This window comes from Saccharopolyspora sp. NPDC045941, assembly GCF_056431445.1.
The window spans coordinates 102,899-125,715 of record NZ_JBWKKU010000002.1 but is presented as its reverse complement, the minus strand read 5'-3'; the positions used below and the strand labels follow the sequence as shown (position 1 = coordinate 125,715).

The 22,817-nt window shown below is 71.7% G+C and carries 23 protein-coding genes; 14 read left to right on the top strand and 9 right to left on the bottom strand.

From position 1 onward, the window contains the following. The first annotated feature begins 5 nt into the window (after positions 1–5). The 6 genes from AC07FN_RS02370 to AC07FN_RS02345 all read left to right on the top strand — a co-directional run bounded on the left by AC07FN_RS02370 (position 6) and on the right by AC07FN_RS02345 (position 5,719). Complete coding sequence (locus AC07FN_RS02370) at positions 6–959, top strand: ABC transporter permease (RefSeq protein WP_478393982.1); 954 nt, start codon at positions 6–8, stop codon at positions 957–959. Then, positions 956–1,858: an ABC transporter permease gene (locus tag AC07FN_RS02365; protein ID WP_478393981.1), complete on the top strand. Its 903-nt coding sequence runs from the start codon at positions 956–958 to the stop codon at positions 1,856–1,858. Before AC07FN_RS02370 ends, AC07FN_RS02365 begins: the two co-directional genes overlap by 4 nt. Positions 1,859–1,970: 112 nt before the next feature. Then, positions 1,971–3,740, top strand: coding sequence for an ABC transporter ATP-binding protein (locus AC07FN_RS02360; protein WP_478393980.1), 1,770 nt, complete (start codon positions 1,971–1,973; stop codon positions 3,738–3,740). Next, complete coding sequence (locus AC07FN_RS02355; RefSeq protein WP_478393979.1) at positions 3,740–4,849, top strand: serine hydrolase domain-containing protein; 1,110 nt, start codon at positions 3,740–3,742, stop codon at positions 4,847–4,849. Before AC07FN_RS02360 ends, AC07FN_RS02355 begins: the two co-directional genes overlap by 1 nt. A gap of 113 nt (positions 4,850–4,962) precedes the next feature. Continuing rightward, positions 4,963–5,376: a GNAT family N-acetyltransferase gene (locus tag AC07FN_RS02350; RefSeq protein ID WP_478393978.1), complete on the top strand. Its 414-nt coding sequence runs from the start codon at positions 4,963–4,965 to the stop codon at positions 5,374–5,376. 46 nt (positions 5,377–5,422) lie between these two features. Then, positions 5,423–5,719, top strand: a complete 297-nt coding sequence (locus AC07FN_RS02345; protein WP_452614772.1) for a 4a-hydroxytetrahydrobiopterin dehydratase — start codon at positions 5,423–5,425, stop codon at positions 5,717–5,719. A 5-nt stretch (positions 5,720–5,724) separates the two neighbouring features. On the opposite strand, the gene AC07FN_RS02340 is transcribed toward AC07FN_RS02345, so the two are convergent. Both AC07FN_RS02340 and AC07FN_RS02335 read right to left on the bottom strand, forming a co-directional pair. Beyond that, complete coding sequence (locus AC07FN_RS02340; protein WP_478393977.1) at positions 5,725–6,684, bottom strand: FAD-dependent oxidoreductase; 960 nt, start codon at positions 6,682–6,684, stop codon at positions 5,725–5,727. A 212-nt stretch (positions 6,685–6,896) separates the two neighbouring features. After that, entirely contained in the window at positions 6,897–7,292 is a 396-nt protein-coding gene (locus AC07FN_RS02335; protein WP_478393976.1) for a winged helix-turn-helix transcriptional regulator, read from the bottom strand. 106 nt (positions 7,293–7,398) lie between these two features. Here AC07FN_RS02335 and AC07FN_RS02330 point away from each other — a divergent pair, with 106 nt between their 5' ends. Then, on the top strand, positions 7,399–8,334 hold the full coding sequence (locus AC07FN_RS02330) for an NADP-dependent oxidoreductase (protein ID WP_478393975.1): 936 nt from the start codon (positions 7,399–7,401) through the stop codon (positions 8,332–8,334). 259 nt (positions 8,335–8,593) lie between these two features. Here the strand turns inward: AC07FN_RS02330 and AC07FN_RS02325 are convergent, their stop codons facing one another. Together AC07FN_RS02325 and AC07FN_RS02320 are read right to left on the bottom strand one after the other, a co-directional pair. Continuing rightward, the gene (locus AC07FN_RS02325; protein ID WP_478393974.1) at positions 8,594–9,343 is read right to left on the bottom strand and encodes an alpha/beta fold hydrolase; all 750 of its coding nucleotides are present in this window, start codon (positions 9,341–9,343) and stop codon (positions 8,594–8,596) included. Next, positions 9,327–10,508, bottom strand: coding sequence for an MFS transporter (locus AC07FN_RS02320; RefSeq protein ID WP_478393973.1), 1,182 nt, complete (start codon positions 10,506–10,508; stop codon positions 9,327–9,329). Before AC07FN_RS02320 ends, AC07FN_RS02325 begins: the two co-directional genes overlap by 17 nt. Positions 10,509–10,567: 59 nt before the next feature. Here AC07FN_RS02320 and AC07FN_RS02315 point away from each other — a divergent pair, with 59 nt between their 5' ends. Both AC07FN_RS02315 and AC07FN_RS02310 read left to right on the top strand, forming a co-directional pair. After that, positions 10,568–10,918, top strand: a complete 351-nt coding sequence (locus AC07FN_RS02315; RefSeq protein WP_478394081.1) for a MerR family transcriptional regulator — start codon at positions 10,568–10,570, stop codon at positions 10,916–10,918. 56 nt (positions 10,919–10,974) lie between these two features. Beyond that, positions 10,975–11,556 (top strand): Uma2 family endonuclease, encoded by a 582-nt coding sequence (locus tag AC07FN_RS02310; RefSeq protein ID WP_478393972.1) that lies wholly within the window; start codon positions 10,975–10,977, stop codon positions 11,554–11,556. 26 nt (positions 11,557–11,582) lie between these two features. On the opposite strand, the gene AC07FN_RS02305 is transcribed toward AC07FN_RS02310, so the two are convergent. The 3 genes from AC07FN_RS02305 to AC07FN_RS02295 form a co-directional block, all read right to left on the bottom strand. After that, a complete protein-coding gene (locus tag AC07FN_RS02305) occupies positions 11,583–11,795 on the bottom strand; it encodes a hypothetical protein (protein WP_478393971.1) in 213 nt (70 codons plus the stop codon). 16 nt (positions 11,796–11,811) lie between these two features. After that, on the bottom strand, positions 11,812–12,891 hold the full coding sequence (gene ychF / locus AC07FN_RS02300; protein WP_478393970.1) for a redox-regulated ATPase YchF: 1,080 nt from the start codon (positions 12,889–12,891) through the stop codon (positions 11,812–11,814). Between the two features lie 95 nt (positions 12,892–12,986). Next, complete coding sequence (locus tag AC07FN_RS02295) at positions 12,987–13,199, bottom strand: hypothetical protein (protein ID WP_478393969.1); 213 nt, start codon at positions 13,197–13,199, stop codon at positions 12,987–12,989. Between the two features lie 151 nt (positions 13,200–13,350). Between AC07FN_RS02295 and AC07FN_RS02290 the strand changes: the two genes are divergently transcribed. The 5 genes from AC07FN_RS02290 to AC07FN_RS02270 are packed head-to-tail and all read left to right on the top strand — an operon-like array spanning position 13,351 to position 18,234. Beyond that, positions 13,351–14,277 (top strand): hypothetical protein, encoded by a 927-nt coding sequence (locus AC07FN_RS02290; protein WP_478393968.1) that lies wholly within the window; start codon positions 13,351–13,353, stop codon positions 14,275–14,277. A gap of 7 nt (positions 14,278–14,284) precedes the next feature. After that, a complete protein-coding gene (locus AC07FN_RS02285; RefSeq protein ID WP_478393967.1) occupies positions 14,285–15,484 on the top strand; it encodes a sensor histidine kinase in 1,200 nt (399 codons plus the stop codon). Positions 15,485–15,542: 58 nt separating this feature from the next. Then, positions 15,543–16,193 (top strand): response regulator, encoded by a 651-nt coding sequence (locus AC07FN_RS02280; RefSeq protein ID WP_478393966.1) that lies wholly within the window; start codon positions 15,543–15,545, stop codon positions 16,191–16,193. A 33-nt stretch (positions 16,194–16,226) separates the two neighbouring features. Further along, the gene (locus AC07FN_RS02275) at positions 16,227–17,705 is read left to right on the top strand and encodes an AlkA N-terminal domain-containing protein (protein ID WP_478393965.1); all 1,479 of its coding nucleotides are present in this window, start codon (positions 16,227–16,229) and stop codon (positions 17,703–17,705) included. Positions 17,706–17,736: 31 nt separating this feature from the next. After that, positions 17,737–18,234, top strand: a complete 498-nt coding sequence (locus AC07FN_RS02270) for a methylated-DNA--[protein]-cysteine S-methyltransferase (protein ID WP_478393964.1) — start codon at positions 17,737–17,739, stop codon at positions 18,232–18,234. A 290-nt stretch (positions 18,235–18,524) separates the two neighbouring features. Here AC07FN_RS02270 and AC07FN_RS02265 read toward each other — a convergent pair whose 3' ends face one another. Further along, positions 18,525–21,476 (bottom strand): AAA family ATPase, encoded by a 2,952-nt coding sequence (locus AC07FN_RS02265; RefSeq protein WP_478393963.1) that lies wholly within the window; start codon positions 21,474–21,476, stop codon positions 18,525–18,527. Further along, on the bottom strand, positions 21,473–22,657 hold the full coding sequence (locus AC07FN_RS02260; protein WP_478393962.1) for an exonuclease SbcCD subunit D: 1,185 nt from the start codon (positions 22,655–22,657) through the stop codon (positions 21,473–21,475). The genes AC07FN_RS02265 and AC07FN_RS02260 overlap by 4 nt, the downstream gene beginning before the upstream one ends. Positions 22,658–22,817: the final 160 nt, after the last annotated feature.

The window sequence follows — 22,817 nt, the reverse complement described above, 5'->3', positions numbered from 1 at the left end:
GACCGATGAATCGAATGCTGGTCAAGCGAATCCTGCTCGGCGTGGTCATCCTGTGGGCCGTGTCGGTGGTGGTCTTCCTCGCCACCCAGGCGCTGCCCGGGGACGCCGCCCGCGCCATCCTGGGCCGCGAGGCGACTCCGGAGCGGCTGGCCGCGCTGCGCGCGCAGCTGCACCTCGACGAGCCGATGTGGGTGCAGTACTTCTCGTGGCTGGGCAACATCTTCCGGCTCGACCTCGGCACGTCCTACGCCAACGGCATGCCGGTGGCCGAGCTGCTGGGCTCCCGGCTGAACAACTCGCTGGCGCTGATGCTGTGCGCCACGGCGATCAGCGTGCCGCTGTCCATCCTGGTCGGCACCTACAGCGCGCTGCGCCGCGACAAGGCCTTCGACCACGCGACCTCGGTGGTCAGCCTGGTGCTGGCCTCGCTGCCGGAGTTCGTGGTCGGCATCGTGCTGGTGCTGGTCTTCTCCACCGGGATGCTCAACCTGCTGCCCGCCGTGTACGTCATGACCGGCACGGGTTCGGCCTGGAGCGATCCGGTGCAGCTGGTGCTGCCGACGCTGACGATGGTGCTCGCGGTTTCGCCGTACATCGTGCGCATCATGCGGGCGACCATGATCGAGGTGCTGGAGAGCGAGTTCGTGCAGCAGGCCCGGTTGAAGGGGCTGCCGGAGCGCACGGTGATCCTGCGGCACGCGCTGCCGAACTCGATCGGCCCGGTGGCCCAGGTGATCGCGCTGCAGCTGGCGTGGCTGGCCGGTGGCGTGGTCATCGTCGAGTTCCTGTTCCGCTTCCCCGGTATCGGGTTCGCGCTGGTGGACGCGGTGAACAACCGCGACCTGCCGGTGGTGCAGACGCTGACCCTGGCCATCGCCGCCGTGTACATCGTCGTGAACCTGCTGGCCGATGTGGTGAGTCTGGCCGCCAATCCGAAGGTGAGGTCCGCCGCGCGATGACCACGACTGCGCAGACCGAGGAAACCCTAGCGACTCCCGCCCCGCCCGTGCCGCGCGCGGTCGGCGCGTGGCGGGCGGCGCTGCGCCTGCCGCGCACCAAGATCGGCCTGGCGCTGTCGCTCCTGGTGGTGCTGACCGCGATCGTCGGGCCGCTGCTCGCGCCGCACGGTGCCACCGAGTTCGTGGACACCCCGTTCTCCGATCCGACGGCGACCTCGTGGTTCGGCACCGACAACCTGGGCCGCGACGTGCTCACCCGGTTCCTCCACGGTGGACAGACGCTGCTGGTGCTGGCGGTGCTGGCCACGCTGCTCGGCGTCGGGCTCGGCTCGCTGCTGGGCATGTACGCCGGCTACCGGCGCGGCTGGCTGGACGAGGTGCTGATGCGCTTCGGCGACATCGCGCTGGCCTTCCCGCAGGTGGTGCTGGCGCTGCTGTTCGTCAGCGTCGTCGGCCCGGAGCTGTGGCTGCTGGTGCTGGTCGTCGGCGGCAGCCACCTGCCGCGGGTGATGCGCGTGGTGCGGGCGGCGACGCTCTCGGTCGCCGAGCGCGACTTCGTCAAGTCGGCGGAGGCGATCGGGCTGTCCCGGGTCCGCATCCTGCTCGGCGAGATCCTGCCGAACGTCACCGGCACCGTGCTGGTGGAGCTCGGGCTGCGGCTGAACTACTCGATCGGCCTGGTCGCCGGGCTGAGCTTCCTCGGCCTGGGCCTGCAGCCGCCGACGGCGGACTGGGGCCTGATGATCAACGAGAACCGGATCGCGCTGACGGTGCAGCCGTGGGCGGTGGCGCTGCCGGTGATCGCCATCGCGGTGCTGACGATCGGCACCAACCTGGTGGCGGACGGCCTGGCGCGCTCGGTCGCGGGCGTCGACCGGGGAATCGAGAAGACCCGCTGATGCCACCGCCGACCTGTGATCCGCAATTTCCATTGAAATCGAAGGTCCGATTTCCATTGAAATTGCGGGAGATCCCGGACCACGACCTGTCGCCGACCCGTTGGGGGTGCCGATGACCGCCGCTGCTCTGGACGCCACCGGACTGGAGATCCGGGGCGTGCCCTCGGAAGCCGCCATCGTCGCCGACGTGAGCTTCACCTTGGCGCCGGGTGAGATCCTCGGCCTGATCGGTGAATCCGGCTCCGGCAAGACCACGCTCGGCCTGGCGATGCTGCGCTACTGCAAGCGCGGCACCCGGATCGCCGACGGCCGCATCCTCGTCGGCGACACCGACCTCACCGCGCTGCCGCCGAAGCGGGCCGCCGCGCTGCGCGGCCGCCGGGTCGCGTACATCCCGCAGTCGCCGGGCTCGGCGCTGAACCCGGCGCTGCGCCTGCACACGCAGCTCGCGGAGGGCGTGCACGACGTCTCCGGTGAAGCGGCGAAGCGGCGGATCAAGCAGGTCCTGACCGAGGTCGCGCTGCCCGATGACGACGAGTTCCTGAGCCGGTACCCGCACCAGCTCTCCGGCGGTCAGCAGCAGCGCATCGCGATCGCGATGGCCTTCGTCGGCCGCCCGGAGGTCGTGGTGCTGGACGAGCCGACCACGGGCCTGGACGTGACCACCCAGAAGCGGGTGCTGACCACGATCCGCGAGATGTGCGAGCGGCACGGGACGGCGGGCGTGTACATCTCGCACGACATGGCGGTGGTCGCGGAGCTGGCCGACCGCATCGCGGTGATGTACTCGGGCCGGATCGTGGAGACCGGCCCGACCGCCGAGGTGCTGAACGAGCCGCGCCACCACTACACGGCGGGCCTGGTGCTCGCGGTGCCGGACCTGGACGGCGAGCGGGCGATGCAGGCCATCGACGGCCAAGCGCCGTCGCCGCTGAGCCGCCCGGACGGCTGCGCGTTCGCGCCGCGCTGCGCTGCCGCGACCGACGAGTGCCGCACCGAGGTTCCGCCGGTGCAGGAGGTCTCCCCCGGCCACGAAATCCGCTGCCTGCAGCCGCGTTCCGGGCGTCTCGTGGCACCGGCTCGCACGTCGGATTCCGCTCCGGCCGAGGCGGAACCGGTTCTCGAGATCCGCAACATCCGGGCCTGGTACACCGATTCCCCGGTGCTGCAAGACGTTTCGCTGAGCGTGTCGCCGGGTTCCTGCCTCGCGCTGCTGGGCGAGTCGGGCAGCGGCAAGACCACGCTCTCGCGCTGCCTGGCCGGTCTGCACCCGAAGCACGAGGGCTCGGTGCTGCTGCACGGCGAGGAGCTGGCGGCCGGCAGCGGCAAGCGCACCCGCGAGCAGCGACGACAGGTGCAGTACGTGTTCCAGAACCCGTACGAGTCGCTGAACCCGCGACGCCGGGTCCGCGACCTGGTGGCGCAGCCGATCTCGGTGCTCGGCGGGGATTCCGGCGGCAAGAGCACGTCGGAGCGGGTCATCGAGGCGCTGGAGCTCGCCGCGCTGCGGCCGGACATCGCCGAGCGCTACCCCGACCAGCTCAGCGGCGGCGAGCGGCAGCGGGTGGCGATCGCGCGCGCCCTGGTCACTCGGCCCGAGGTGCTGATCTGCGACGAGATCACCTCCGCGCTGGACGTCTCGGTGCAGTCGGCGATCGTCGACCTGCTCCGGGACCTGCGGGAGAAGATGGGGTTGGCGCTGGTGTTCGTCACGCACAACATCGCGCTGGTGCGCAACATCGCGCAGCGGGTCGCGATCCTGCAGAACGGGCGCATCGTGGAGCAGGCGCCGGCCGAGGAGCTGTTCACCGCGCCGCAGCACGACTACACCCGGTCGCTGTTGAGCGACGCGCCCAACTTCCAGCTGGAGGCGAAGAACTGATGTCGGTCGCAGCGGGTTTCGAGCGGGTTGCCGAGGAGTTCGCCGAGGTGGTGGCGGCCGATGCGGCGGGTGCGGCGTTCGCCGTCTTCCGCGACGGCGAGCAGATCCTCGACCTGCAGGCCGGGCACCGCGACCAGGCCGCCACCGAGCCGATGACGACCGACACCCTGATGCCGGTGTTCTCCGGCACCAAGGGCATCGTCGCCACCGGCGTCGCCCTGCTGGTCGACGGCGGCGCGCTCGACCCGGACGCGCCGGTGGTCCGGTACTGGCCGGAGTTCGGCGCGGCGGGCAAGCAGGACGTCCTGGTCAGGCAGCTGCTCTCGCACTCGGCGGGGTTGCCGTACCCGGCGAAGCCGGTCACCCGCGAGGCGGCGATGGACAACCGGGCGATGGCCGAGCTGCTGGCCGCGCAGGCTCCACTGTGGCCGGTCGGGACGACCACCGCCTACCACGCGCTGACCTTCGGCTGGCTGGCGGCGGAGCTGATCCGGCGGGTCGACGGGCGGGAGGTCGGCGAGTACCTGCGCGCCGAGGTCGCGGAGCGGGTTCCGGCCGACTTCTGGCTGGGGCTGCCCGAGTCCGAGTGGCCGTGCACCGGGCGGCGCTGGCGGGCGGCCGACTACCAGGTGGCGAACCGGCTGAACACGCCGGAGGCCCTGGCCTACCGCGACAAGGTCTACGGGAATCCGCCCACGCTGCTGGGCGATGACGCGCCCTGGAACACCCCGGCGTGGTGGGTCGGCGGCAGCCCGGGCGGCGGTGCGATGGCGTCCGCTCGCGGCATGGCCGCGGTGTACTCGGCGCTGGTGACCGGCGAGCTCGTCGGCGGCCGGACGCTCGACCGGATCCGCCGCGAGGAGAGCCGGGGCACCGATCCGGGCACCGGCCGGCCGCTGGCCTTCGGCCTGGGCTACGAGCTGCAGGACTCGATCGAGACCTACGGCCCGGAAGCCACGGGGTTCGGCCACAGCGGGGCGGGCGGTTCGCTGTTCGGCTGCTGGCCGCGCCTGGGCGTGGCGTTCGCCTTCAGCCCGTGCCTGATGCGAACGGAGGGTTTCGACAACCGTTCGCACCGCCTCCTGACCGCGCTGCACGCCTGCTTGTAGGGCTCGGTCGTGCGCCGTTTCGCGCGAAAACGCCACCTCATGGGGCCACCAAGCGGCTCGGCCCGCACACCTCGTCCGGCTAAACCGGTTGGCCGGGCCGATACGCTCGGGGCATGGAGTTCGAGGTGGACGATGCGCGGGCCAGGGTCGATCGCGACGCGGTGTGGGATTTCCTTTCCACGCAGGCGTATTGGGGCAAGTGGCGCAAGCGGGAGGATCTCGACAAGCAGATCGACCTGGCCTGGCGCGTCGTCGGCGCCTACCGGAAGACGGACGGCGGGCTGATCGGTTTCGCACGGGCGTTCTCCGACGGGGTGGGCATGGCGTACCTGGCCGACGTGTTCGTCCTCCCGGAGGCGCGCGGCCACGGCATCGGCAAGGCCCTGGTGCAGGGCATGATCGAGGACGGCCCCGGCCGTGATTTCCGCTGGATGCTGCACACCGACGACGCGCACGGCCTCTACCGCGGCTACGGCTTCACCGATCCGGACAGCACCTACTTGGAGCGTCCGCGACGCGTCCCGTGAGCGGCGCCGGGTGGAGGTCGGCGCGCCGAACCTCCACCATGTCGGTATGACGGAACTGCTCACCGATAACCAGGTCACCGAAGCGCTCCAGCACCTGCCGGAGTGGACCCAGTCCGGCGTCAAGCTGACCCGCACCGTCGAGTTCGGCAACTTCCCGCAGGCGATCCAGGCGGTGAACCGGATCGCCGAGATCGCCGAGAGCGAGAACCACCACCCGGACATGGACATCCGCTGGCGCACCGTGACGTTCTACTGCACCACGCACTCGAAGGGCGGCATCACGGCCAACGACACGTCGCTCGCCCAGGAGATCGACAACGTCGTGGAGCAGCTCAGGTCCTGAGCGGCTCAGCCGATCTCTTCGGCGAGGTCGGCGGCCTCGAAGGCGCATCCCCAGGACAGCGCGACGCCGCAACCGCCGTGGCCGTAGTTGTGGATGATCCGCGCGCCTTCGTAGTGCTCGACCTCCACCCGCACCGATTCCCGGCCGGGCCGCAGCCCGACCAGTTCCGCGAGCACTTCGGCGTCGGCCAGCCGCGGCTCCACCGCGGCGCACCGGCGCCGGATGCCCTCGCTGTCCTCGCGGCGGGGCGTGCAGTTCCAGTCCTGTTCGCCTGCGACGCCGCCGAGCACGACGCGGTCGCCGTGCGGCATGTACGAGGTGAACTCGCCGGAGTCGCTGAGCTCGATGAAGTACTCGTCGATCCCCGGGTTGCGCACCACGACGTGCTGGCCGCGCACCGGGTGAACGCCGGGGTCGCCGACGAGTTCCCGCGCTCCGACGCCGGTGCAGTTGACCACCGTCGAGGATTCGGCGACCGCCTCGGCCAGCGTCGGGACGGGACTGAGCTGGAGGTCACCGCCGGCGTCGCGGAACCGGGTGACCAGGTGGTCGAGGTAGCGCGGCATGTCGATCAGCGGCACGGTCGCGCGGTAGCCGCTGACGAACCCGTCCGGCAGTTCCTCGGGTGTGCAGGGGCGCAGGTCGGGGATCAGCCTCGCCTCGGGCGGGACCGAGTCGCCGAGGTCGAACCGCGCCGCCATCCGCCCCGCGGCCAGGTGCACGCCGGAGCCCTCGTCGCGGGCGAGCGCGGTGAACTCGGCGTGGGACCTGGTCACCCAGTACAACACCCGGTCGGCGGGCCGCAGCATCGCCGGGCCCCACATCGCGCCCGCGACCGCGGAAGTGGTGTCCTGCGGCCGGTCGGCGGTGCGGATGCGCACGCGCCGGCCCGCCTCGGCGAGGACGACCCCGGTCGTCAGGCCCTGCACGCCCGCGCCGATCACCAGCACCGGATCTGCGGTCATCTTCGACACGCTAGCAGTCAACCGGCCAATTCGACGGGCTCGAACGCGCCGCCCGGCTCAGGCGTCAGCGGCCGGAACTCGACCGAACCGCATCGCGAGCCGGAAGAAGGGCTCGCCGATCGAACCGGCACGGCGCCGACTCGTTCCACAGAGGACTTCCTGGGACCGGAGGGCACGTCGAGCCCCCGGTTCGCGCTGGTCAACGGGGTTGTTCAGCGGCTGTCGTAGGCGGTGCGGGCCGCGTGGATCTCGTCGATGTGGGATTCCGCCCAGGCCTTGGCCGCCTGCACCACCGGCAGCAGGCTCTCCCCCAGCCCCGTGAGCGCGTAGTCGACGCGCACCGGCACCGAAGGAGTCACCGCGCGGGACACGAGTCCGTCCCGTTCGAGGTTCCGCAGGGTCTGGGTGAGCATCTTCTGGCTGACGCCGGCGATCGTGCGCGACAGGTCGCTGTAGCGCTGCGGGCCGCCCGCGAGCGCGTTGAGCACGAGGCTCACCCACTTGTCGCTGATCCGGTCGAGCAGCTGCCGGGCCGGGCACTCGGCGAGGTACGCGTCGTACGCGGTTCGGGCTTCTGCGCGCCTCTGCGCGGCGGTCTGCGTGGCCACAGCACTCCCGTCTGCGTGCGATACGCACCTTGAAGTGCGTACTTCCTGACGGAGAGTAGCTCTCCCTAGGTTTGTCATCAAGACGCTAAGGAACCAGGAGAACCCCATGCGAGCAGTCGTCATCCGTGCGTTCGGCGGAGCCGGAGTGCTGGAGATCGCGGATGTGGCCGTGCCCGAGGTCGGGCCGCGGCAGGTCCTGATCCGGGTGGCGGCGGCCACGGTCAACCCGGTCGACCTGGCCACCCGAAACGGTGCGCTCACCGATGCGGGCCTGCTCCCGGCGCGCGAGGTCATCGGGATCGGCTGGGATGCCGCCGGAGTCGTCGAGGCCACCGGCGACGAGGTCACCCGATTCCGGCCAGGAGACCGCGTGATCGGCATGTCGGACCGGCTGGACGTGCCGCTGGGCACCCAGGCCGACCACGTCGCGCTCGATGCGGACGCGCTCGCACACGCGCCCGCGGGCATCGACCTGGTGGAAGCCGCAACACTGCCGCTCAGCGGGCTCACCGCCGCCCAAGCCCTCGACGCGCTCGCCCTGGATCCGGGCCAGACCCTGCTGGTCACCGGGGCTGCCGGAGCGGTCGGCGGCTTCGCCGTGGAGCTCGCGGCGGCCCGCGGCCTGCGAGTGGTCGCAACGGCCTCGGCACAGGACGAGACGCTGGTCCGGAAGCTGGGTGCGGAGGTGTTCGTGCCGCGTGGCGTCCGCCTGGGCGAGGCCGTTCGCCGCCTGGTGCCCGGCGGCGCGGACGCGGCGATCGACGCCGCAGCCCTCGGCGCAGAAGCACTGGACGCCGTCCGCTCGGGCGGAGCGTTCGCGGCGCTCGTCGGTGGCGCGGAGCCGCGCCCGCTGCGCGGCACTCACGTCTTCAACCACTGGATCCGGGCCGATGGGAAGGGTCTCGCCGAGCTGGTCGCGCTGGCGGAGTCCGGCACGATCACCTTGCGGGTCGCCGAGGCCATGCCGTTGGACCAGGTCGCCGAAGCCCACGAGCGGCTCGCGCGCGGCGGTCTCCGCGGCCGCCTCGTGCTGGTGCCGTGAGCAGTCCGGAGCGAGTGCGTTTCTGCTCACTACTGTGAAGACTCTGATCATCCCCGGCGAACAGGAGTTCCTCGATCAGTTCGGCGAAGCGCCCGAGGCCTTGGAAGAGCCGTGGATCCAGGGGATCGAGTTCGAGACTGCGCTCTTGCCGGCCTGCGCTGCACGGTCGAAGACCTGCGCCGAATCCCGCTGCTGGCCACACCGTTCGGCTGACCCCGCGCAAGTGGCCGGGGTCGCCGAACTGCGGTCAGAGCGAGGCTCAGCCCAGGAAGTCCTGGATCGCCGCGAGCCACGGTTTCGGGTTCTCCGCACCGATGAGGTGCCCGGAGTCGACCTCGACCAGCCGCGCGCCGGGAATCTTCGCGACGAGCTCGCCGGAGTTGTGCGGCGACACCAAGGTGTCCTGGGTGGTCGCGACGACCAGCGTCGGCACGGAGATCTTCGGCAGGTCGGCGCGGACGTCGACGGTGCGCAGCAGGTCGAGGTGGTCGCCGGTGCCGACCGGCACGCCGTCGGCGGTGCCCCGGAACACTTCGTCCCAGTCGTCGATGGAGTTCAGCGCCGCCGGGCTGAAGCAGTTCAGCAGCACGAATCGCGCGAGCGCTTCCCGGTCCGGGCCGTCGAGCAGCTGCTGCCAGAGGTCCAGGTTGAGCCGGAAGTGCCGGTCGGCGGCGGCGAATCCGGCAGTGAGCACCAGCGACGTGACGCGCTCCGGGTATCGCACGGCCGCCCGGACGGCGACCGTCGTGCCCATCGAATAGCCCAGCACGCCAAAGGTTTCCACGCCCGCGTCGACCGCCGACGCGACGACCTCGTCGACGAGCCGGTCCAGTTCGAGCGGCTGGTCGGCCTTCGGCGTGCCGCCCGAGCCGGGGTAGTCCGGCGCGACGACCGTGCGCTTCCCGGCGAGCTCGTCGATGAACGGGAAGTTCGCCGCAGCCGACCCACCCGCGCCGTGGGCCAGCAACAGCCCGGGCCCGGAACCACGCACCTCAACGGACAGAGACATCGATTTTTCCTTTCACATCAACCGTTCGCCGAGCGCCGGTGACCGCCAACGCGGCCAGCGCGGCGAAAATTCCGATCCCGATGAGCCAGTACGGCCCGGCACCGCCGTCGAGCACCCGGCCACCGATCCACGCACCGCCGGCGTTGCCGAGGTTGAACGCCGAGGTGTTCACGGCGACCGTCAGGGTCGGCGCGCCCGCTGCCGCAGCGAACGCCCGGGCCTGCAACGCCGGGATCAGCGCGCAGCTCACCGCCCCGAGCACGAACACTCCCGCCGCCGCGGCCACCGGATCCCGCACGACCAGGCCGAAAACCCCGAGCACGACGGCCATTCCGGCGAGCAGCCCGCGAACCGAACCCCACGGCCGCAGGTCTGCCAACCGGCCGCCCACCAGGTTCCCCAGCAGCCCGCCCACGCCGAACACCATCAGCAGCCAGGCCACCGCCCCGGCCCCGAAACCGGAGACGCCGGTGAGGATCGTGGCGATGTAGGTGTACGGCGTGAAGAGGGCGATCTGCGTGAGCACGGTGACCACGACGATCACGAGCACCTCGCGACTGCCCAGCGCCCTGATCTCCGCCCGCGCCGAAGAGGCCCCGGCCGCCCGCGACGACGGCACGGCGACCGCGACGACCACCGTGGCGACCAGGCTCAACGCGGCGATCGCCCAGAACGTGGCGCGCCAACCGAGCTCGTGGCCGATGAACGTGCCCAGCGGCGCGCCGAGCACGGTCGCCAGGTTGAGCCCGGCGCTCACCACCGCAATCGCCCAACCGCGGCGCTCCTCGCCCACCACCGACACGGCCTGCACCAGACCGACGGCGAAGAAGGTCGAGTGCACGAGCGCCGCGAGCACCCGAGCGATCATCACCAGCCCGAAGGCGTCGGCGACCGCAGCCAGCACGTTGCCCGCGGTGAACACGACGATCAGGCCGACGAGCAGCGCTTTCCGCGGCAGCCGCGTGGTCGCGGCGGTGACCACCGGCCCGGCCAGCGCGACCGTCAGCGCGTAGCCGGTGACGAGCAGGCCCGTCGTACCGACCGACACGCGCAGGTCCGCCGCGATGTCCGGCAGGACGCCGATCACCGCGTACTCGGCGGATCCCACGGCGAACACGCAGGCCATCAGCGCCACCAGGGCCCACCCACTCCGCTGACTTCGCATGCCACCGACGCTAGAGTTTGACAGTGATGTCAGAGTCAACGACGCGTGAGCCGGATCTCATGAAGATCGGCGAGCTGTCCCGCCGGAGCGGCGTCAGCCAGCGCCGGCTGCGCTACTACGAACAACAGGGCCTGCTCACCTCGGAACGAGCGCCGAGCGGCTACCGCTACTACCGTGAGGAAGCGCTGACGGTCGTCGCGCAGATCCGGAACCTGCTGGCGGCGGGCCTGAACACGGAGATGATCCGCACGGTCCTGCCCTCCGCGAGGGGCGAGCTACCGGTCCTCGAACCGTGCCCGGACCTCGTGGCCACCCTCCGAACCCAACTGGCGGCGATAGACGACCGCCTGACGTGCCTCCAACAAACCAGAACGGCCCTCGCCACCTACCTCGTAGCCACCGAACGGTAGGCAAGCTCCTGGCGTAGCTCGTGGCCCCGACCGCGCCGACTCGCTACCGTTGACCCATGACCACGCTGCCCGACTGGATGCGCCCGCCGCGCGCTGAAGGCTGGTTCGCGGAGGATCTGGACCGCCTCCCCGAGGCGCCTCGACACACCGAGCTGATCGACGGAGCCCTCGTCTTCATGATGACCCCGCAGCGGTCCTGGCACGGCCGTCTCGTCACCGGCCTGACCGTAGAGCTCTCCCGCCAGGCCCCCGCCGGCATCGAGGTCGAGCGGGAGATGACGATCCGGCTCGACGCGCGCAACAGGCCCGAGCCCGACCTGCTGGTCACCACGGCACCGTTCGACCCGGACCGGACCTGGTACGAGCCGCAGGACGTGCTGCTGGTGGTGGAGGTCGTCTCGCCCGAGTCGGCACATCGCGACCGAACGGTCAAGCTGCGCAAGTACGCCGACGCGGGCATCCGGCACTACTGGTACGTCGAAGACGAGGACGCATCAGCGGCAGTGCACGTCTACGAACTCGACGAGCCGACCGGCATCTACGCCCCGGCAGGCATCTTCCGCGGCGCCCTCCAGCGGCCAGTGCCGTTCGAGATCAGCATCGACTTGGACCGGCTCACCCCACGCCGCCCTCGCTAGCAGCCAGGTCGGCGTCGGGCGTCAGGTCAGGCCTTCGGTCGGCGTTCGTTGCCGCGCTTGTAGTTGCCGGTCACCTTCGCGGGGGGCAGCTGGTCGGACTCCTCGCCGACGCCGAGCGACGCGATCAAGCGCTGCGCTCGGGCGCCGGAGACCGTCGCCACGACGCGGCCTCCCCGGCTCACCCGCACGCTTCCGGACTTCGTCACCGCGTACGCGAAGGGGTCGTCTTCCAGGCCCACTTCCCGCCCCCCGAAGTCAGACGTTGAAGCGGAACTCCACGACGTCGCCGTCGGTCATGACGTAGTCCTTGCCCTCCATGCGGACCTTGCCCGCCGACTTGGCCTCCGCCATCGTGCCCGCCGCGATCAGGTCGCCGAAGGAGACGATCTCCGCCTTGATGAAGCCGCGCTCGAAGTCGGTGTGGATCACCCCGGCCGCCTGCGGTGCCGTCCAGCCCTGGCGGATCGTCCAGGCCCGCGCCTCCTTCGGCCCGGCCGTCAGGTAGGTCTGCAGGCCCAGCGTGTGGAAGCCCGCGCGGGCCAGCGCGTTCAGGCCCGGCTCCGGCTGGCCGATCGATTCCAGCAGCTCGCGCTGGGACTCCTCGTCCAGCTCCTTGAGCTCCGCCTCGACCTTGGCGTCCAGGAACACCGCGTCGCCGGGCGCGACCAGGTCGCGCAGTTCCTTCTGCTTCGCCTCGTCGGCCAGCACGCCCTCGTCCGCGTTGAACACGTAGAGGAACGGCTTGGTGGTCAGCAGGTTGAGCTCGCGCAGGTCCGGCGTGTCCTTGCCCAGGCCCGCGGCGAACAGGGTCTGGCCGGAGTCGAGGATCTCCTTGGCCTGCTGCGCGATCTCCAGGGCCGGCCGCTTTTCCTTGTGGGTGCGGGCTTCCTTCTCCAGCCGCGGCAGCGCCTTCTCCAGGGTCTGCAGGTCGGCCAGGATCAGCTCGGTGTTGATCGTCTCGATGTCGCTGGACGGGTCCACCCGGCCGTCGACGTGCACCACGTCGGGGTCGTCGAAGACGCGGATGACCTGGCAGATCGCGTCGGCCTCGCGGATGTTGGCGAGGAACTTGTTGCCCAGCCCCTGCCCCTCGGAGGCGCCCTTGACCAGGCCCGCGATGTCGACGAACGACACCGTGGCGGGCACCGTCTTCGCCGAGCCGAAGACCTCGGCGAGCTTGTCCAGCCGCTCGTCCGGCAGCGGCACCACACCGACGTTCGGCTCGATGGTGGCGAACGGGTAGTTCGCCGCGAGGGCGTCGTTGCTGGTCAGCGCGTTGAACAGGGTGGACTTGCCGACGTTGGGCAGCCCGACGATTCCGAGGGTGAGACTCACACCCCGAAGTCTAGGTGCTCGCTCGCGGCGGCATCGGGGCCGGTCGCGCGGGGGTGCGCGGATGCACAGCCGGGGTGCACCCGCGCCCCGCGCCGTCAGTCGTCGTCCTGCTCGCCGCCCTGCTGGTCGCCGCCGTCCTGCTGGTCGCCCTGCTGCTGGTCGTCGCCGTCCTGCTGCTGCTCCTGCTGCTGCTCCGGGGCTGGCGCCGGGTCGTTGCACCCGGCCGTGACCACGAGGGCGAACGCGGCGCCCGCAGCGGCGCCGAGGATCTTGAAGCCACGCCTGGTGCTGATCTTCGATTGAGCCATGCCGCGACGATAGGGATGAAACGCGCAAAATGCACCCGTCTCGATCGAAATCCCCCGCGCGAGGGAGGCCGCCCCAGCCCGGGCGGGAGGTTCGCGGGCCGCGAGATCCCGAGCATTGCTGGTGAGTTCACCCGAGCCACCAGGAGCGCAGATGCTCAAATCGAGCCAGGCGGCGCTGATCGCGTCGACCTTGACCTTCCTCTCTTTCGAATCGCGGCACTTCCTGCCGCGCGGTTTCGTCATCGTCGATCTCCCGGACTGGGCGACGCCGCTGGCCGCAGCGGCCGGCGTGCTCGGCGCGGCGCTGCTGCTTTCGCCGCTGCGAGCCCGCCGCGCGCTCGTCGCGATCAACGGCGCTGCCGCGTTGCTGCTGCTCTGGGCGGCCGGCGGCATCCTGTTCGACCTGTTGAGGCTGTCCGGCCTGATGAGCCTGCCGCCGGACTGGCCGATGTTCGCCACTCGCGCCTTCGCGTTGACCAGCGCGATCCTGGTGTTCCGGGCGACGGTCCTGCGGGTCCGGGCACTCGCCGGGGTTTGTAGTCGCTGCGGCGGCCCGGCCGCGCCACCGCCGCCGTGGCTCGGATACCTCGGCGTCCTGTTCGCACTGCCCTATCCGGTGATCAAGACCAACTGGGCGCTGGGCGGCACGATCGGGCTGGACTACCCGGACCCCGCCAGGGACGGGTTCACCAGCGGCTGGTTGGTCGTGCCCGCCGCGCTGATCGGCATCGTGCTCTCGCTGGCCCTCGTGCACCGGTGGGGCCGGATCTGGCCGCGCTGGGTCCCCGGCCTGGCCGGACGCCCGACTCCGCGAGGCCTGCTGCTCGTCGGCGGCTGGTTCGGCACCGGGCTGCTCTTCACGATGGGGCCGGCCGGTTTCGCCACCGCCGTCGCCGACCTGATCTCCGGCTCATCGGCGAACGCGATTCCTGGGATGCACTACTGGCCCGGGGCGCTGTTCTACGTGAGCTGGATGTGCTGGGCGCTGGTGCTCGGGCCGTCCGTCTACCTGTACCAGCGAGCGACGCGCCGCAAGCCGTGCGGAACCTGCGCTCGCGTGCCGGTCGCGCGGGGATGATGTGGCCATGCCGTCCCGCCTGATCAGACCGTTCACCGCGCGAACCACTTACCGCCGGTGGGTGCACCTGATCCTCGGGGCCGTCCTGGCCGTCCCGTACCTGGCGGTGGCCTGGCTAGTGCTCGGGCCGCTGCTGGGCCCCGGCATCGGACCCGGCCTTCCACCTGTCGTGGTCGGGATCGCGCAGAGCGCGTTCGTCGTGCTCGCCGTGGTCGCCACCGGGTTGCTGCCGGCGACGCGGTCGCTGTCGGGAGCCGCCGCGAAGGCGCTGCTCGGGCTGCCGGAGACGAGCACCGCCGCCACCTGGCCGGACCGGTGGCGGACCGTCTGCTGGCTCGTCGTCCACCTGGTGCTCGGCTGCGGTGTCGGCCTGCTGACGCTGATCGTGCCGCCGTTCATCCTGATCTTGCTCGCCGATCCGTTGCTGCACCCGCCGCCCGAGCTCGCCGGCATCCCGCTGTACCGGGCGCTCGGCATCGGGCAGTGGTGGGCACCGCTGGTCGGCGCGGGCCTGATCGTCGCGGGCTTCCACCTGGTCGCGGCGGTCGGCGCGGCGCTGGCCCGGCTCGCTCCGGCATTGCTGGGCCCGTCCGAACACGAGCGGTTGCGACGGCAGGTCGAGGAGCTGTCCGAGCGGAACCGGATCGCGTCCGAGCTGCACGACTCGGTCGGACACGTGCTGAACGTCGTTGCGCTGCAAGCGAGTGCGGCGAACCGGGTGCTGGACAGCGACCCCGCCTTCGCCCGGGAGGCGCTCGCGGTGATCGCGGATTCGACGCGAACCGCCCTCGCCGACCTGGATCGCGCGCTGGGCAGCCTGCGATCCTCCACTTCGGACGACCCGGACCTGGCCGACCTCGACGACCTGGTCCGCTCCACCGAGCTCGCCGGTCTGGCGGTGCGCCTCGAAGTCCGGGGCGACCCGAGCTCGGTCCCGCCGCAGGTGGGCCGCGAGACCTACCGCTCGGCGCGCGAGGGCCTCTCCAACGCCTTGCGCCACGCGGGCCGGGCGGAGGCCGCAGTGCGGATCACCATCGACGCCGGCGCACTGGAGCTGGAGATCACCAATCCCCTGGGCTCGGCGTCGACTCCCGGCCACGGCTTGGGCCTGAGCGGCATCAAGCGCCGCGCGAAGGCCCTCGGCGGCCACGCGGAAGGCTCCGCGCACGGCGACGACTGGCGGCTCCGCGTTCGTCTCCCCTGGTAAACCACTGTCCGCGCTGGGACGCGCCCGTGGCGGGCTGCGGCGCAATACGCTCGGCGGCGTGAGCGAAGCCACGACCGTGCTGGTCGTCGACGACGAGCCGCTGATCCGTTCCGGGCTGCGGGCCCTCATCGATGCCGAGCCCGACCTGACCGTCGTCGGGGAGGCCGCCGACGGCGCCGAGGTCGTCCCGCTGGTGCGGCGGCTGCGGCCGGACGTCGTGCTGATGGACGTCCGGATGCCCGGGGTCGACGGGATCCAGGCCACCACCGCGATCCTGGATTCGGTGCCGGAGCCGCCGCGCATCGTCGTGATCACCACCTTCGAGCACGACGACCACGTCTACAGCGCGCTGCGCGCCGGCGCGACCGGATTCCTGCTCAAGCGCTGCCAGCCCGAGGACCTCGCGCAGGCCATCCGGATCGCGGCACGTGGCGAATCGCTGCTGTTCCCGGCCGCGATCCGCCGGCTTGCCGCGCCGCACCGCGCGAGCCGCCCGCAGGTCGAGCTCACCGAGCGGGAAGCCGAGGTCCTCCGCCTGGTGGCGCGCGGGATGTCCAACGGCGAGATCGCCGCCGAGCTGTTCATCGGCGTGCAGACCGTCAAGACCCACGTCGGCAACGTGCTGGCGAAACTCGGCGCCCGGGACCGCACGCAAGCGGTCGTGTTCGCCTACGAATCGGGCTTCATCAGCGTGTCCGATTTCCGCTAGTACCGGCTCCGGTCCGCTGGCACCATCGAAGACATGCTGGTGGGAACAGAGGACGCACTCCGGGCCGTCGCCTCGCGCGATGCGCGCTTCGACGGCTGCTTCATCCACGCCGTGCGCACCACGGGCATCTACTGCCGCCCGTCGTGCCCGGCACGCACGCCCAAGCCCGACAACAGCCTGTTCTTCCCGACGGCCGCCGCCGCGCAGGCCGCCGGCTTCCGGGCCTGCCGCCGATGCCTGCCGGACGCCGTGCCGGGGTCGCCGGAGTGGAACCTGCGCGCCGATCTCGCCGGCCGCGCCATGCGGCTGATCAGCGACGGCGTCGTGGACCGCTGCGGCGTGCGCGGGCTCGCCGACCAGCTCGGCTACTCGGAACGCCACCTGACCAGGGTGCTCACCGCCGAACTCGGCGCCGGACCGCTCGGGTTGGCGCGGGCGCACCGCGCGCACTCGGCGCGGATCCTGATCGAGACCACCACGATCCTGTTCGGCGACGTGGCGTTCGCGGCCGGTTTCTCCAGTCTGCGCCAGTTCAACGACACGCTGCGCGAGGTCTTCGGCGTGACTCCGACGGAGATGCGCGGCCGCGCGCAGCGGCGCAGCGAGGTCCGCGGCAGCGCCGGTGCCGTCCAGCTGCGCCTGCCGTTCCGGGCTCCCTGCGATGTGGCGGGCGTGCTGCGGTTCCTCGGCGAACGGGCGCTGTCCGGCCTGGAAAATGCCGGGCCGGACCACTACACGCGTGCGCTGCGCCTGCCGTACGGAACCGGGATCGCCACGCTCCGACCGCACGAGAAGTACGTCGCCTGCACGCTGCGGCTCACGGACCTGCGCGATCTCGGCAGCGCGGTGTCCCGGCTGCGGCGCCTGCTCGACCTCGACGCCGACCCGGCCGCGATCGGCGAAGCGCTCGGCGCCGACCCGGCGCTGCGGCTGGCCGTCGCGCAGACTCCCGGGGTTCGGGTGCCGGGCAGCGTCGACGGGCTGGAGGTCCTGGTCCGCGCCGTGATCGGCCAGCAGATCTCGGTGGCGGCGGCGCGCAAGACGACGGAGCGGCTCGTCACCGCGCTGGGCGAGCCGCTGGCCCACCCGGAAGGTGCGGTGACGACGCTCTTCCCGACGCCGGAGGTTCTGGCGGAGCGAGCGCTGGAGGTCCTGCCCGGGCCGCGGCGACGGGCGGAAACCGTCCGCGCCGTCGCGGCGGCCGTCGCCGACGGAGGTCTCGCGTTGCACACCGGACGCGACGAAGCCGAGCTGCGGGAAGACTTGGAGACCATCTGCGGCATCGGGCCCTGGACGTCGAGCTACGTCGCCATGCGCGTGCTGGGCTCGCCCGACGTGCTGCTGACCGGTGATCTCGCGCTGCGACGAGGCGCGGGGATCCTCGGGCTGTCCGAAGACCCCGCGGCGATCGAGGCGCATGCGCGGCGCTGGAGCCCGTGGCGCTCCTACGCCGGAGTGCTCCTGTGGGAGGCGGCGGCCAGCGGCACGCCGCAGTTGCAGCTCGCTTCGTGACCCGGCCGCCGCAGAAACATTGGAGAGAAGCATGATCGCATGGTCCACTGAGGACACTCCGGCCGGTCCGTTCACCGCCGTGGTCGACGCCGACGGTGCAGTCCTCGCCTCCGGCTGGACGGCCCGCCTGGACGAGCTCGTGCCGCTGGTGTCCGGCGAGCTCCTGCCCGAAGCACCGCGCGAAGCAGCGGATCTCGGCGCGGTCACCCGCGCGATCCGCGACTACCACGCCGGCGACCTGCGCGCGGTCGACGCGATTCCGGTGCGGCAGCGCTCCGGGGAGTTCCTCGAACACGCCTGGCAGGTGCTGCGGAAGGTCCCGGCCGGTGAACCCGTGAGCTACTCGGAACTAGCCGCGCTGGCGGGCCGCCCCCAAGCGTTCCGAGCGGCGGCAGCGGCCTGCGCCCGCAACGCGGCGGCGCTGTTCGTGCCGTGCCACCGGGTGCTGCGCAGCGACGGCTCCCTGGGCGGCTTCCGCTGGGGTCTTCCGGCCAAGCGTTGGCTCCTCGCCCACGAAACCATCGCCTGACCGGCCCGACGGGCTCCCGATCTCGCCTGAAATCGGGAACCCACTTCCGCAGGACACCGGGCGAAACGAGGCTCCAATTTCGCCTGAAATCGCAACCTCCCGCGGAACGCGGCGGGACACACGGCCCCAACCCTGCCTAGGGGCCGTTTCAGGATGGTGCGCGGGCAGGCGTGGGACGCAGAGCGGCGATTTCGCGCGAAATCGCCACCGTTCCAGGCACCGGGCACCTTCGGGAGGAGCCGTTCTGAAACGGCCTCTGAAACCGGGCGGAGGCGCGGTGCCCGGTACGGTCAGGTCTGGAGTTCCAGGGTGGAGCCGTCGCGGGACTTGCGGACGCGGAGGCGCACCGAGATCCGTTGGCGCATCTCCTCGACGTGGGACACGAGGCCGACGACCCGGCCGCCGGCCCGCAGGTCGTCGAGGGTGTCCATCACCAGGTCGAGGGTGTCGGCGTCGAGCGTTCCGAACCCCTCGTCGATGAACAACGTGTCCAGCAGCGCGCCGCCGGTCTCGGCGGCGACCACATCGGCCAGCCCGAGCGCCAGCGAAAGCGAGGCGAGGAACGACTCGCCGCCGGAGAGCGTCTTCGCGGGCCGGACCTTCCCGGAGTAGTCGTCGAGCACGTCCAGTCCGAGCCCGCCACGGGTGCCCCGCGCCCCGGCCGCGTCGGAATGCACGAACGAGTACCGGCCGCCGCTCATCCGCTGCAGCCGCCGGGTGGCCGCGATGGCCACCTCCTCCAACCGCGCGGCCAGCACGTACGCGCGCAGCGACATCTTCCGCGCGTTCTGCCCGCGTCCGTTGACCACGTCCGCCAACGCCTCCAGCTCGGCGTGCTCCGCCAACGCCGGCCCGAGCTCCGCCCACGCTCCGCGCAGCCGCTCCGCGAGCTGCGCGATGTCGCGCTGCCGCTGCTCGGCGCGATGCGCCAACGCGGCCGAGCGCTCCGCCGCTTCGCGGGCTACGACGGCGGCCTCGGTGGCCTCTTCGAGGCCGACCTCGGCGTCTGCGTCCACGCCGGACAGCTCCGCGCTGGCCAGCGCTGCGCGGGCGCCTGCGGCGCGTTCTTCGACCTCGGCGAGCGCCTCGGCGAGCTGGGCGATCCGGTCGTCGCCGCGTTCGGCGGCCAGCGCGGCTGCCGCGTTGTCGAAGCCCGCCGCGGTGGCGGCTTCGGCCAGGGCGGTTTCCTGTTCGGCGAGGCGCTGTTCGGCGTCGTCCCTGCTCGTCCGGGCCGCTGCGAGTTGTTCGAGGCGGCCGGCGATGTCCAGCAGGTGCGCTCGCCGGTCGGCGATGCTCGGGAAGTCGGCGCGCCCTTCGCGCAGCCTGGACTCGCGTTCGTCCACTGTGGTCGCAAGCGATGCCCGCTCGCTGCGGGCCGTCGCGACTCGGGTTCGCACCTTCGACAGCTGCTCGCTCAGGCGCTCGGTGGATTCTTCAAGCTCAGCCAGGTTCTTGGTGCGTTGCGGTAGTTCCGCGGCGGTTTTCTGGAGCGCGTCGCGCTCGGCTCTGAGCTCGGCGATTTCGGCGGCGAGGTCCGCCTCGGTGTGATCGCCGAGGCGTTCTGCCAGGTTGTCGAGGTGCTGGCGGGCTCGTTGCGCTTCTGCCGTGGCCTTTTCCCGCCGGGCTGCGGCGCGCTGCTCCTCGGTTTGGGCGTTGTCCTCGTCCTCGGCTCGCACCGGGGCGTCGACCGGTTCGCCGGGCGCGGGGTGTTCCGCCGATCCGCAGACCGGGCACGGCTCGCCGGGCGAGAGCCGGGCCGCGAGTTCGGCGGCCATCCCGGCGAGCCTGCGGGCCCGGAGATCTTGCAGCAGGTCGCGAGCCTGCTGGTGGGCATCGATGGCCTGCTGCGCGCGGGCCGTCGCCGACGCGAGTTCCTTTTGCGCGCCGGGCAGTTCCCGCGCGGTCCGCAGCAGCGCGGCGACCTCGGTGCCGCGCGCCTGCACGGTTTCCAGTCGCAGCTCCGCGTGCTTCGCGTCTTCGACCTGCTGCCGCGCGGTGCCGATGCGGTCGGGCAAGGTGGCCTGCTGCCCGACGAGCTCGGTCTCCAGGGTCTCGTCCGCTGCCAGCCGATCGGCCAGGGAGGCGAGCTTCTGCCGGTCGGTTTCCTGTTGCTGCGCCTCGGGGATCAGGTGCGCGAGACCACCCGCTTCCTCCCGCCTGGTGCCCGCGAGCGAACGCAGTTCGGCCAGCGGTGTTTCGGCTTCCTGCTCGCAGCTCGCGGCCGCAGCGGCTACCGCAGCCCGTGCTTTGTCGCGCTCCTGCACCGCCCGCAGCACGGCATTCCGGGCCGCGAGCACCGGGACGGCGCGTTGCGCCGCTTCCCGCTCCGCGCGCCAAGCGTCGTGCTGGTCCTGCTGTTCGCCGATCGCGGCGAGGGTCGTGTTGGCCTGCCGCACCCGGCGGACCTTCTCGGCCAGCTCGCGGCGCTCGGTCAGCTTCGCGTCGGCCACCTCCCGCTCGCGCCGCAGGCGGGAGTGCTCGGCCCGCGTGCCCTCCATCTCGCGGAGGGACCGCTTTTCGATGTCCTCCAACCAGTTCTGCTCGTCCGCATCGGCATCCGGTTCCGCGCCCGAGACCTGCGAGACGCGCGCGAGCAGCTCGCGAACCCGCTGCGTCTGCTCCTCGACGCCGCGCCCGCGCTCCCGGCGGCGTTCGACGAACCAGCGCTCGACCTCGCCGAACCGCTGGGTGCCGAACAGCTTCTCCAGCAGCTTCTCGCGCTCGGCGGTGTCCGAGCGCAGGAACTTGGCGAACTCGCCCTGCGGCAGCATCACGACCTGGAAGAACTGGTCGACCGTCATGCCCAGCAGGCGTTGCACCGTGCGCCCGACCTCGTCGATGCGCGTCAGTCCCTCCGGCGGCTGCTCGGTGGGCGCGCCGTCGACCCAGGTCAGCGAGGCCTTCGCCTGCTGCGTGGTGTAGCCGTCACCTCGCTTCTTCGGCCGCTGGTACTCCGGGCTGCGCTCCAGCCGCAGCCGCTGCCCCTGCACCGTCAGCTCCAGCACGACCTTGGTGATGGTGTCGGGTTTCGCGGTGTCGCAGCGCAGCCGCTTGACCTCGCCGCGCGCGCCCGGCACCGAACCGTAGAGGGCGAAGGCGACCGCATCCAGCAGTGTCGTCTTGCCCGCACCGGTATCGCCGTGCAGCAGGAACAGGCCATCGCCGCCGAGCCGGTCGAAGTCCACCTCCTGGTGGTCGCGGTACGGGCCGAACGCGGTGACTTCCAGGCTGTGCAGCCTCATTTCGCCCCCTCCGCCGCGGCGACCGCGCGCAGTGCCTCGTTGAGCAACACGCGTTCGGAATCGTTGGGGTCGCTGCCCCGGCAGTCGGCCACGAACCTGGCGGCGAGCTCGTGGTCGTCGCGGCCGCGCACGATCTCGGCGTAGTGCAACGGCGCTGTCGCGCGGCCGGTCGCCGGTTTCCACTCCAGGTGCACGGCGTGCGGAAAGCGCTGTTGCAGCCGCCGCATCGCCTCCAGCGGGCGCACTTCGTCGGTGAGCGTCGCCGAGAGGTAGCACTCCTCCAACTCGGCGTGCTCCGGCTCGGCGAGCAGGTCCTCCAGCAGTCCCTGGACCGTCGCCAGCCGCCGGGGCACCGGCAGTTCGCGCCGCTCCACGCCGGCCAGGCCGTCCGCGTCCAGATCGACCAGCCACACCGACTTGCGGTGCGCCGCTTCGGAGAACGAGTAGGCCAGCGGGCTGCCCGAATAGCGCAGGTGCTCGGCGAGCCGCTGCGGGCCGTGCAGGTGCCCTAGAGCGACGTAGTCGACGCCGTCGAACACCGAGCCCGGCACCTGCTCGACGCCGCCGACCGCGATGGTGCGCTCGGAATCGCTGCTGTCGCCGCCGGTGACGAAGGCGTGCGCCAGCACCACCGAACGAGTCCCCTGTGGACGTTCGGCCAGTTCGGCGCGCACCCGGTTCATCGCTTCGGTGAGCACCGCCGTGTGGCCGCGCGACTCGATCTCGGCGCTGGCCCCGGGCACGTCGGCGCAGGCCTGCAGGGCGTGGCGCGCCGGGTCCGGTTCGAGGTAGGGGATGCCGTAGAAGGCGACCGGGCCGTGCCGGTCGTCGATCACCACCGGCTCGTGCAGCCGGGCGATCTGGGTGCGCAGGTGCAGGCCGCCGGCGGCGGCGAACTCGGCGAACGCGCCGACCCGGGCCGCGGAGTCGTGGTTGCCCGAGGTGACCACCAGCTGCGCGCCCGCTTCGCGGATCCTGCCGAGCACCCGGACGCAGGTCTGCACCGCCTCCCCCGACGGCACCGCGCGGTCGTAGAGATCGCCTGCGACCACCACGACGTCGACCTGTTCCTCGACGACCAGGTCGGCCAGCCCGCCCAGGACGGCCTCCTGATCTCCGAGCAGGTCTCGGCCGTGGAACGTCCGTCCCACGTGCCAGTCGGAGGTGTGCAGCACTCGCATGAGCCCCAAGCTATCGACGCCCCCGCCTGACTTCGCAGACCCCCCACGCCGCTTCGGCGTGTCGTGCACCTCGTGGCCGCTTTCCGCAGGTCAGCACCCGTGCACGTGGAGTGCTGCCATGGCGGCACAACACGCTCACACCGCCTGACCAGCGGAAACG

What these genes read in the sequence shown, in the direction of transcription:
- AC07FN_RS02370 (WP_478393982.1), top strand. Translation starts at nt 6, where the DNA reads ATGAATCGAATGCTGGTCAAGCGAATCCTGCTCGGCGTGGTCATCCTG.
- AC07FN_RS02365 (WP_478393981.1), top strand. Translation starts at nt 956, where the DNA reads ATGACCACGACTGCGCAGACCGAGGAAACCCTAGCGACTCCCGCCCCG.
- AC07FN_RS02360 (WP_478393980.1), top strand. Translation starts at nt 1,971, where the DNA reads ATGACCGCCGCTGCTCTGGACGCCACCGGACTGGAGATCCGGGGCGTG.
- AC07FN_RS02355 (WP_478393979.1), top strand. Translation starts at nt 3,740, where the DNA reads ATGTCGGTCGCAGCGGGTTTCGAGCGGGTTGCCGAGGAGTTCGCCGAG.
- AC07FN_RS02350 (WP_478393978.1), top strand. Translation starts at nt 4,963, where the DNA reads ATGGAGTTCGAGGTGGACGATGCGCGGGCCAGGGTCGATCGCGACGCG.
- AC07FN_RS02345 (WP_452614772.1), top strand. Translation starts at nt 5,423, where the DNA reads ATGACGGAACTGCTCACCGATAACCAGGTCACCGAAGCGCTCCAGCAC.
- AC07FN_RS02340 (WP_478393977.1), bottom strand. Translation starts at nt 6,684, where the DNA reads ATGACCGCAGATCCGGTGCTGGTGATCGGCGCGGGCGTGCAGGGCCTG.
- AC07FN_RS02330 (WP_478393975.1), top strand. Translation starts at nt 7,399, where the DNA reads ATGCGAGCAGTCGTCATCCGTGCGTTCGGCGGAGCCGGAGTGCTGGAG.
- AC07FN_RS02325 (WP_478393974.1), bottom strand. Translation starts at nt 9,343, where the DNA reads ATGTCTCTGTCCGTTGAGGTGCGTGGTTCCGGGCCCGGGCTGTTGCTG.
- AC07FN_RS02320 (WP_478393973.1), bottom strand. Translation starts at nt 10,508, where the DNA reads ATGCGAAGTCAGCGGAGTGGGTGGGCCCTGGTGGCGCTGATGGCCTGC.
- AC07FN_RS02315 (WP_478394081.1), top strand. Translation starts at nt 10,568, where the DNA reads ATGAAGATCGGCGAGCTGTCCCGCCGGAGCGGCGTCAGCCAGCGCCGG.
- AC07FN_RS02310 (WP_478393972.1), top strand. Translation starts at nt 10,975, where the DNA reads ATGACCACGCTGCCCGACTGGATGCGCCCGCCGCGCGCTGAAGGCTGG.
- AC07FN_RS02295 (WP_478393969.1), bottom strand. Translation starts at nt 13,199, where the DNA reads ATGGCTCAATCGAAGATCAGCACCAGGCGTGGCTTCAAGATCCTCGGC.
- AC07FN_RS02290 (WP_478393968.1), top strand. Translation starts at nt 13,351, where the DNA reads ATGCTCAAATCGAGCCAGGCGGCGCTGATCGCGTCGACCTTGACCTTC.
- AC07FN_RS02285 (WP_478393967.1), top strand. Translation starts at nt 14,285, where the DNA reads ATGCCGTCCCGCCTGATCAGACCGTTCACCGCGCGAACCACTTACCGC.
- AC07FN_RS02275 (WP_478393965.1), top strand. Translation starts at nt 16,227, where the DNA reads ATGCTGGTGGGAACAGAGGACGCACTCCGGGCCGTCGCCTCGCGCGAT.
- AC07FN_RS02270 (WP_478393964.1), top strand. Translation starts at nt 17,737, where the DNA reads ATGATCGCATGGTCCACTGAGGACACTCCGGCCGGTCCGTTCACCGCC.
- AC07FN_RS02265 (WP_478393963.1), bottom strand. Translation starts at nt 21,476, where the DNA reads ATGAGGCTGCACAGCCTGGAAGTCACCGCGTTCGGCCCGTACCGCGAC.
- AC07FN_RS02260 (WP_478393962.1), bottom strand. Translation starts at nt 22,657, where the DNA reads ATGCGAGTGCTGCACACCTCCGACTGGCACGTGGGACGGACGTTCCAC.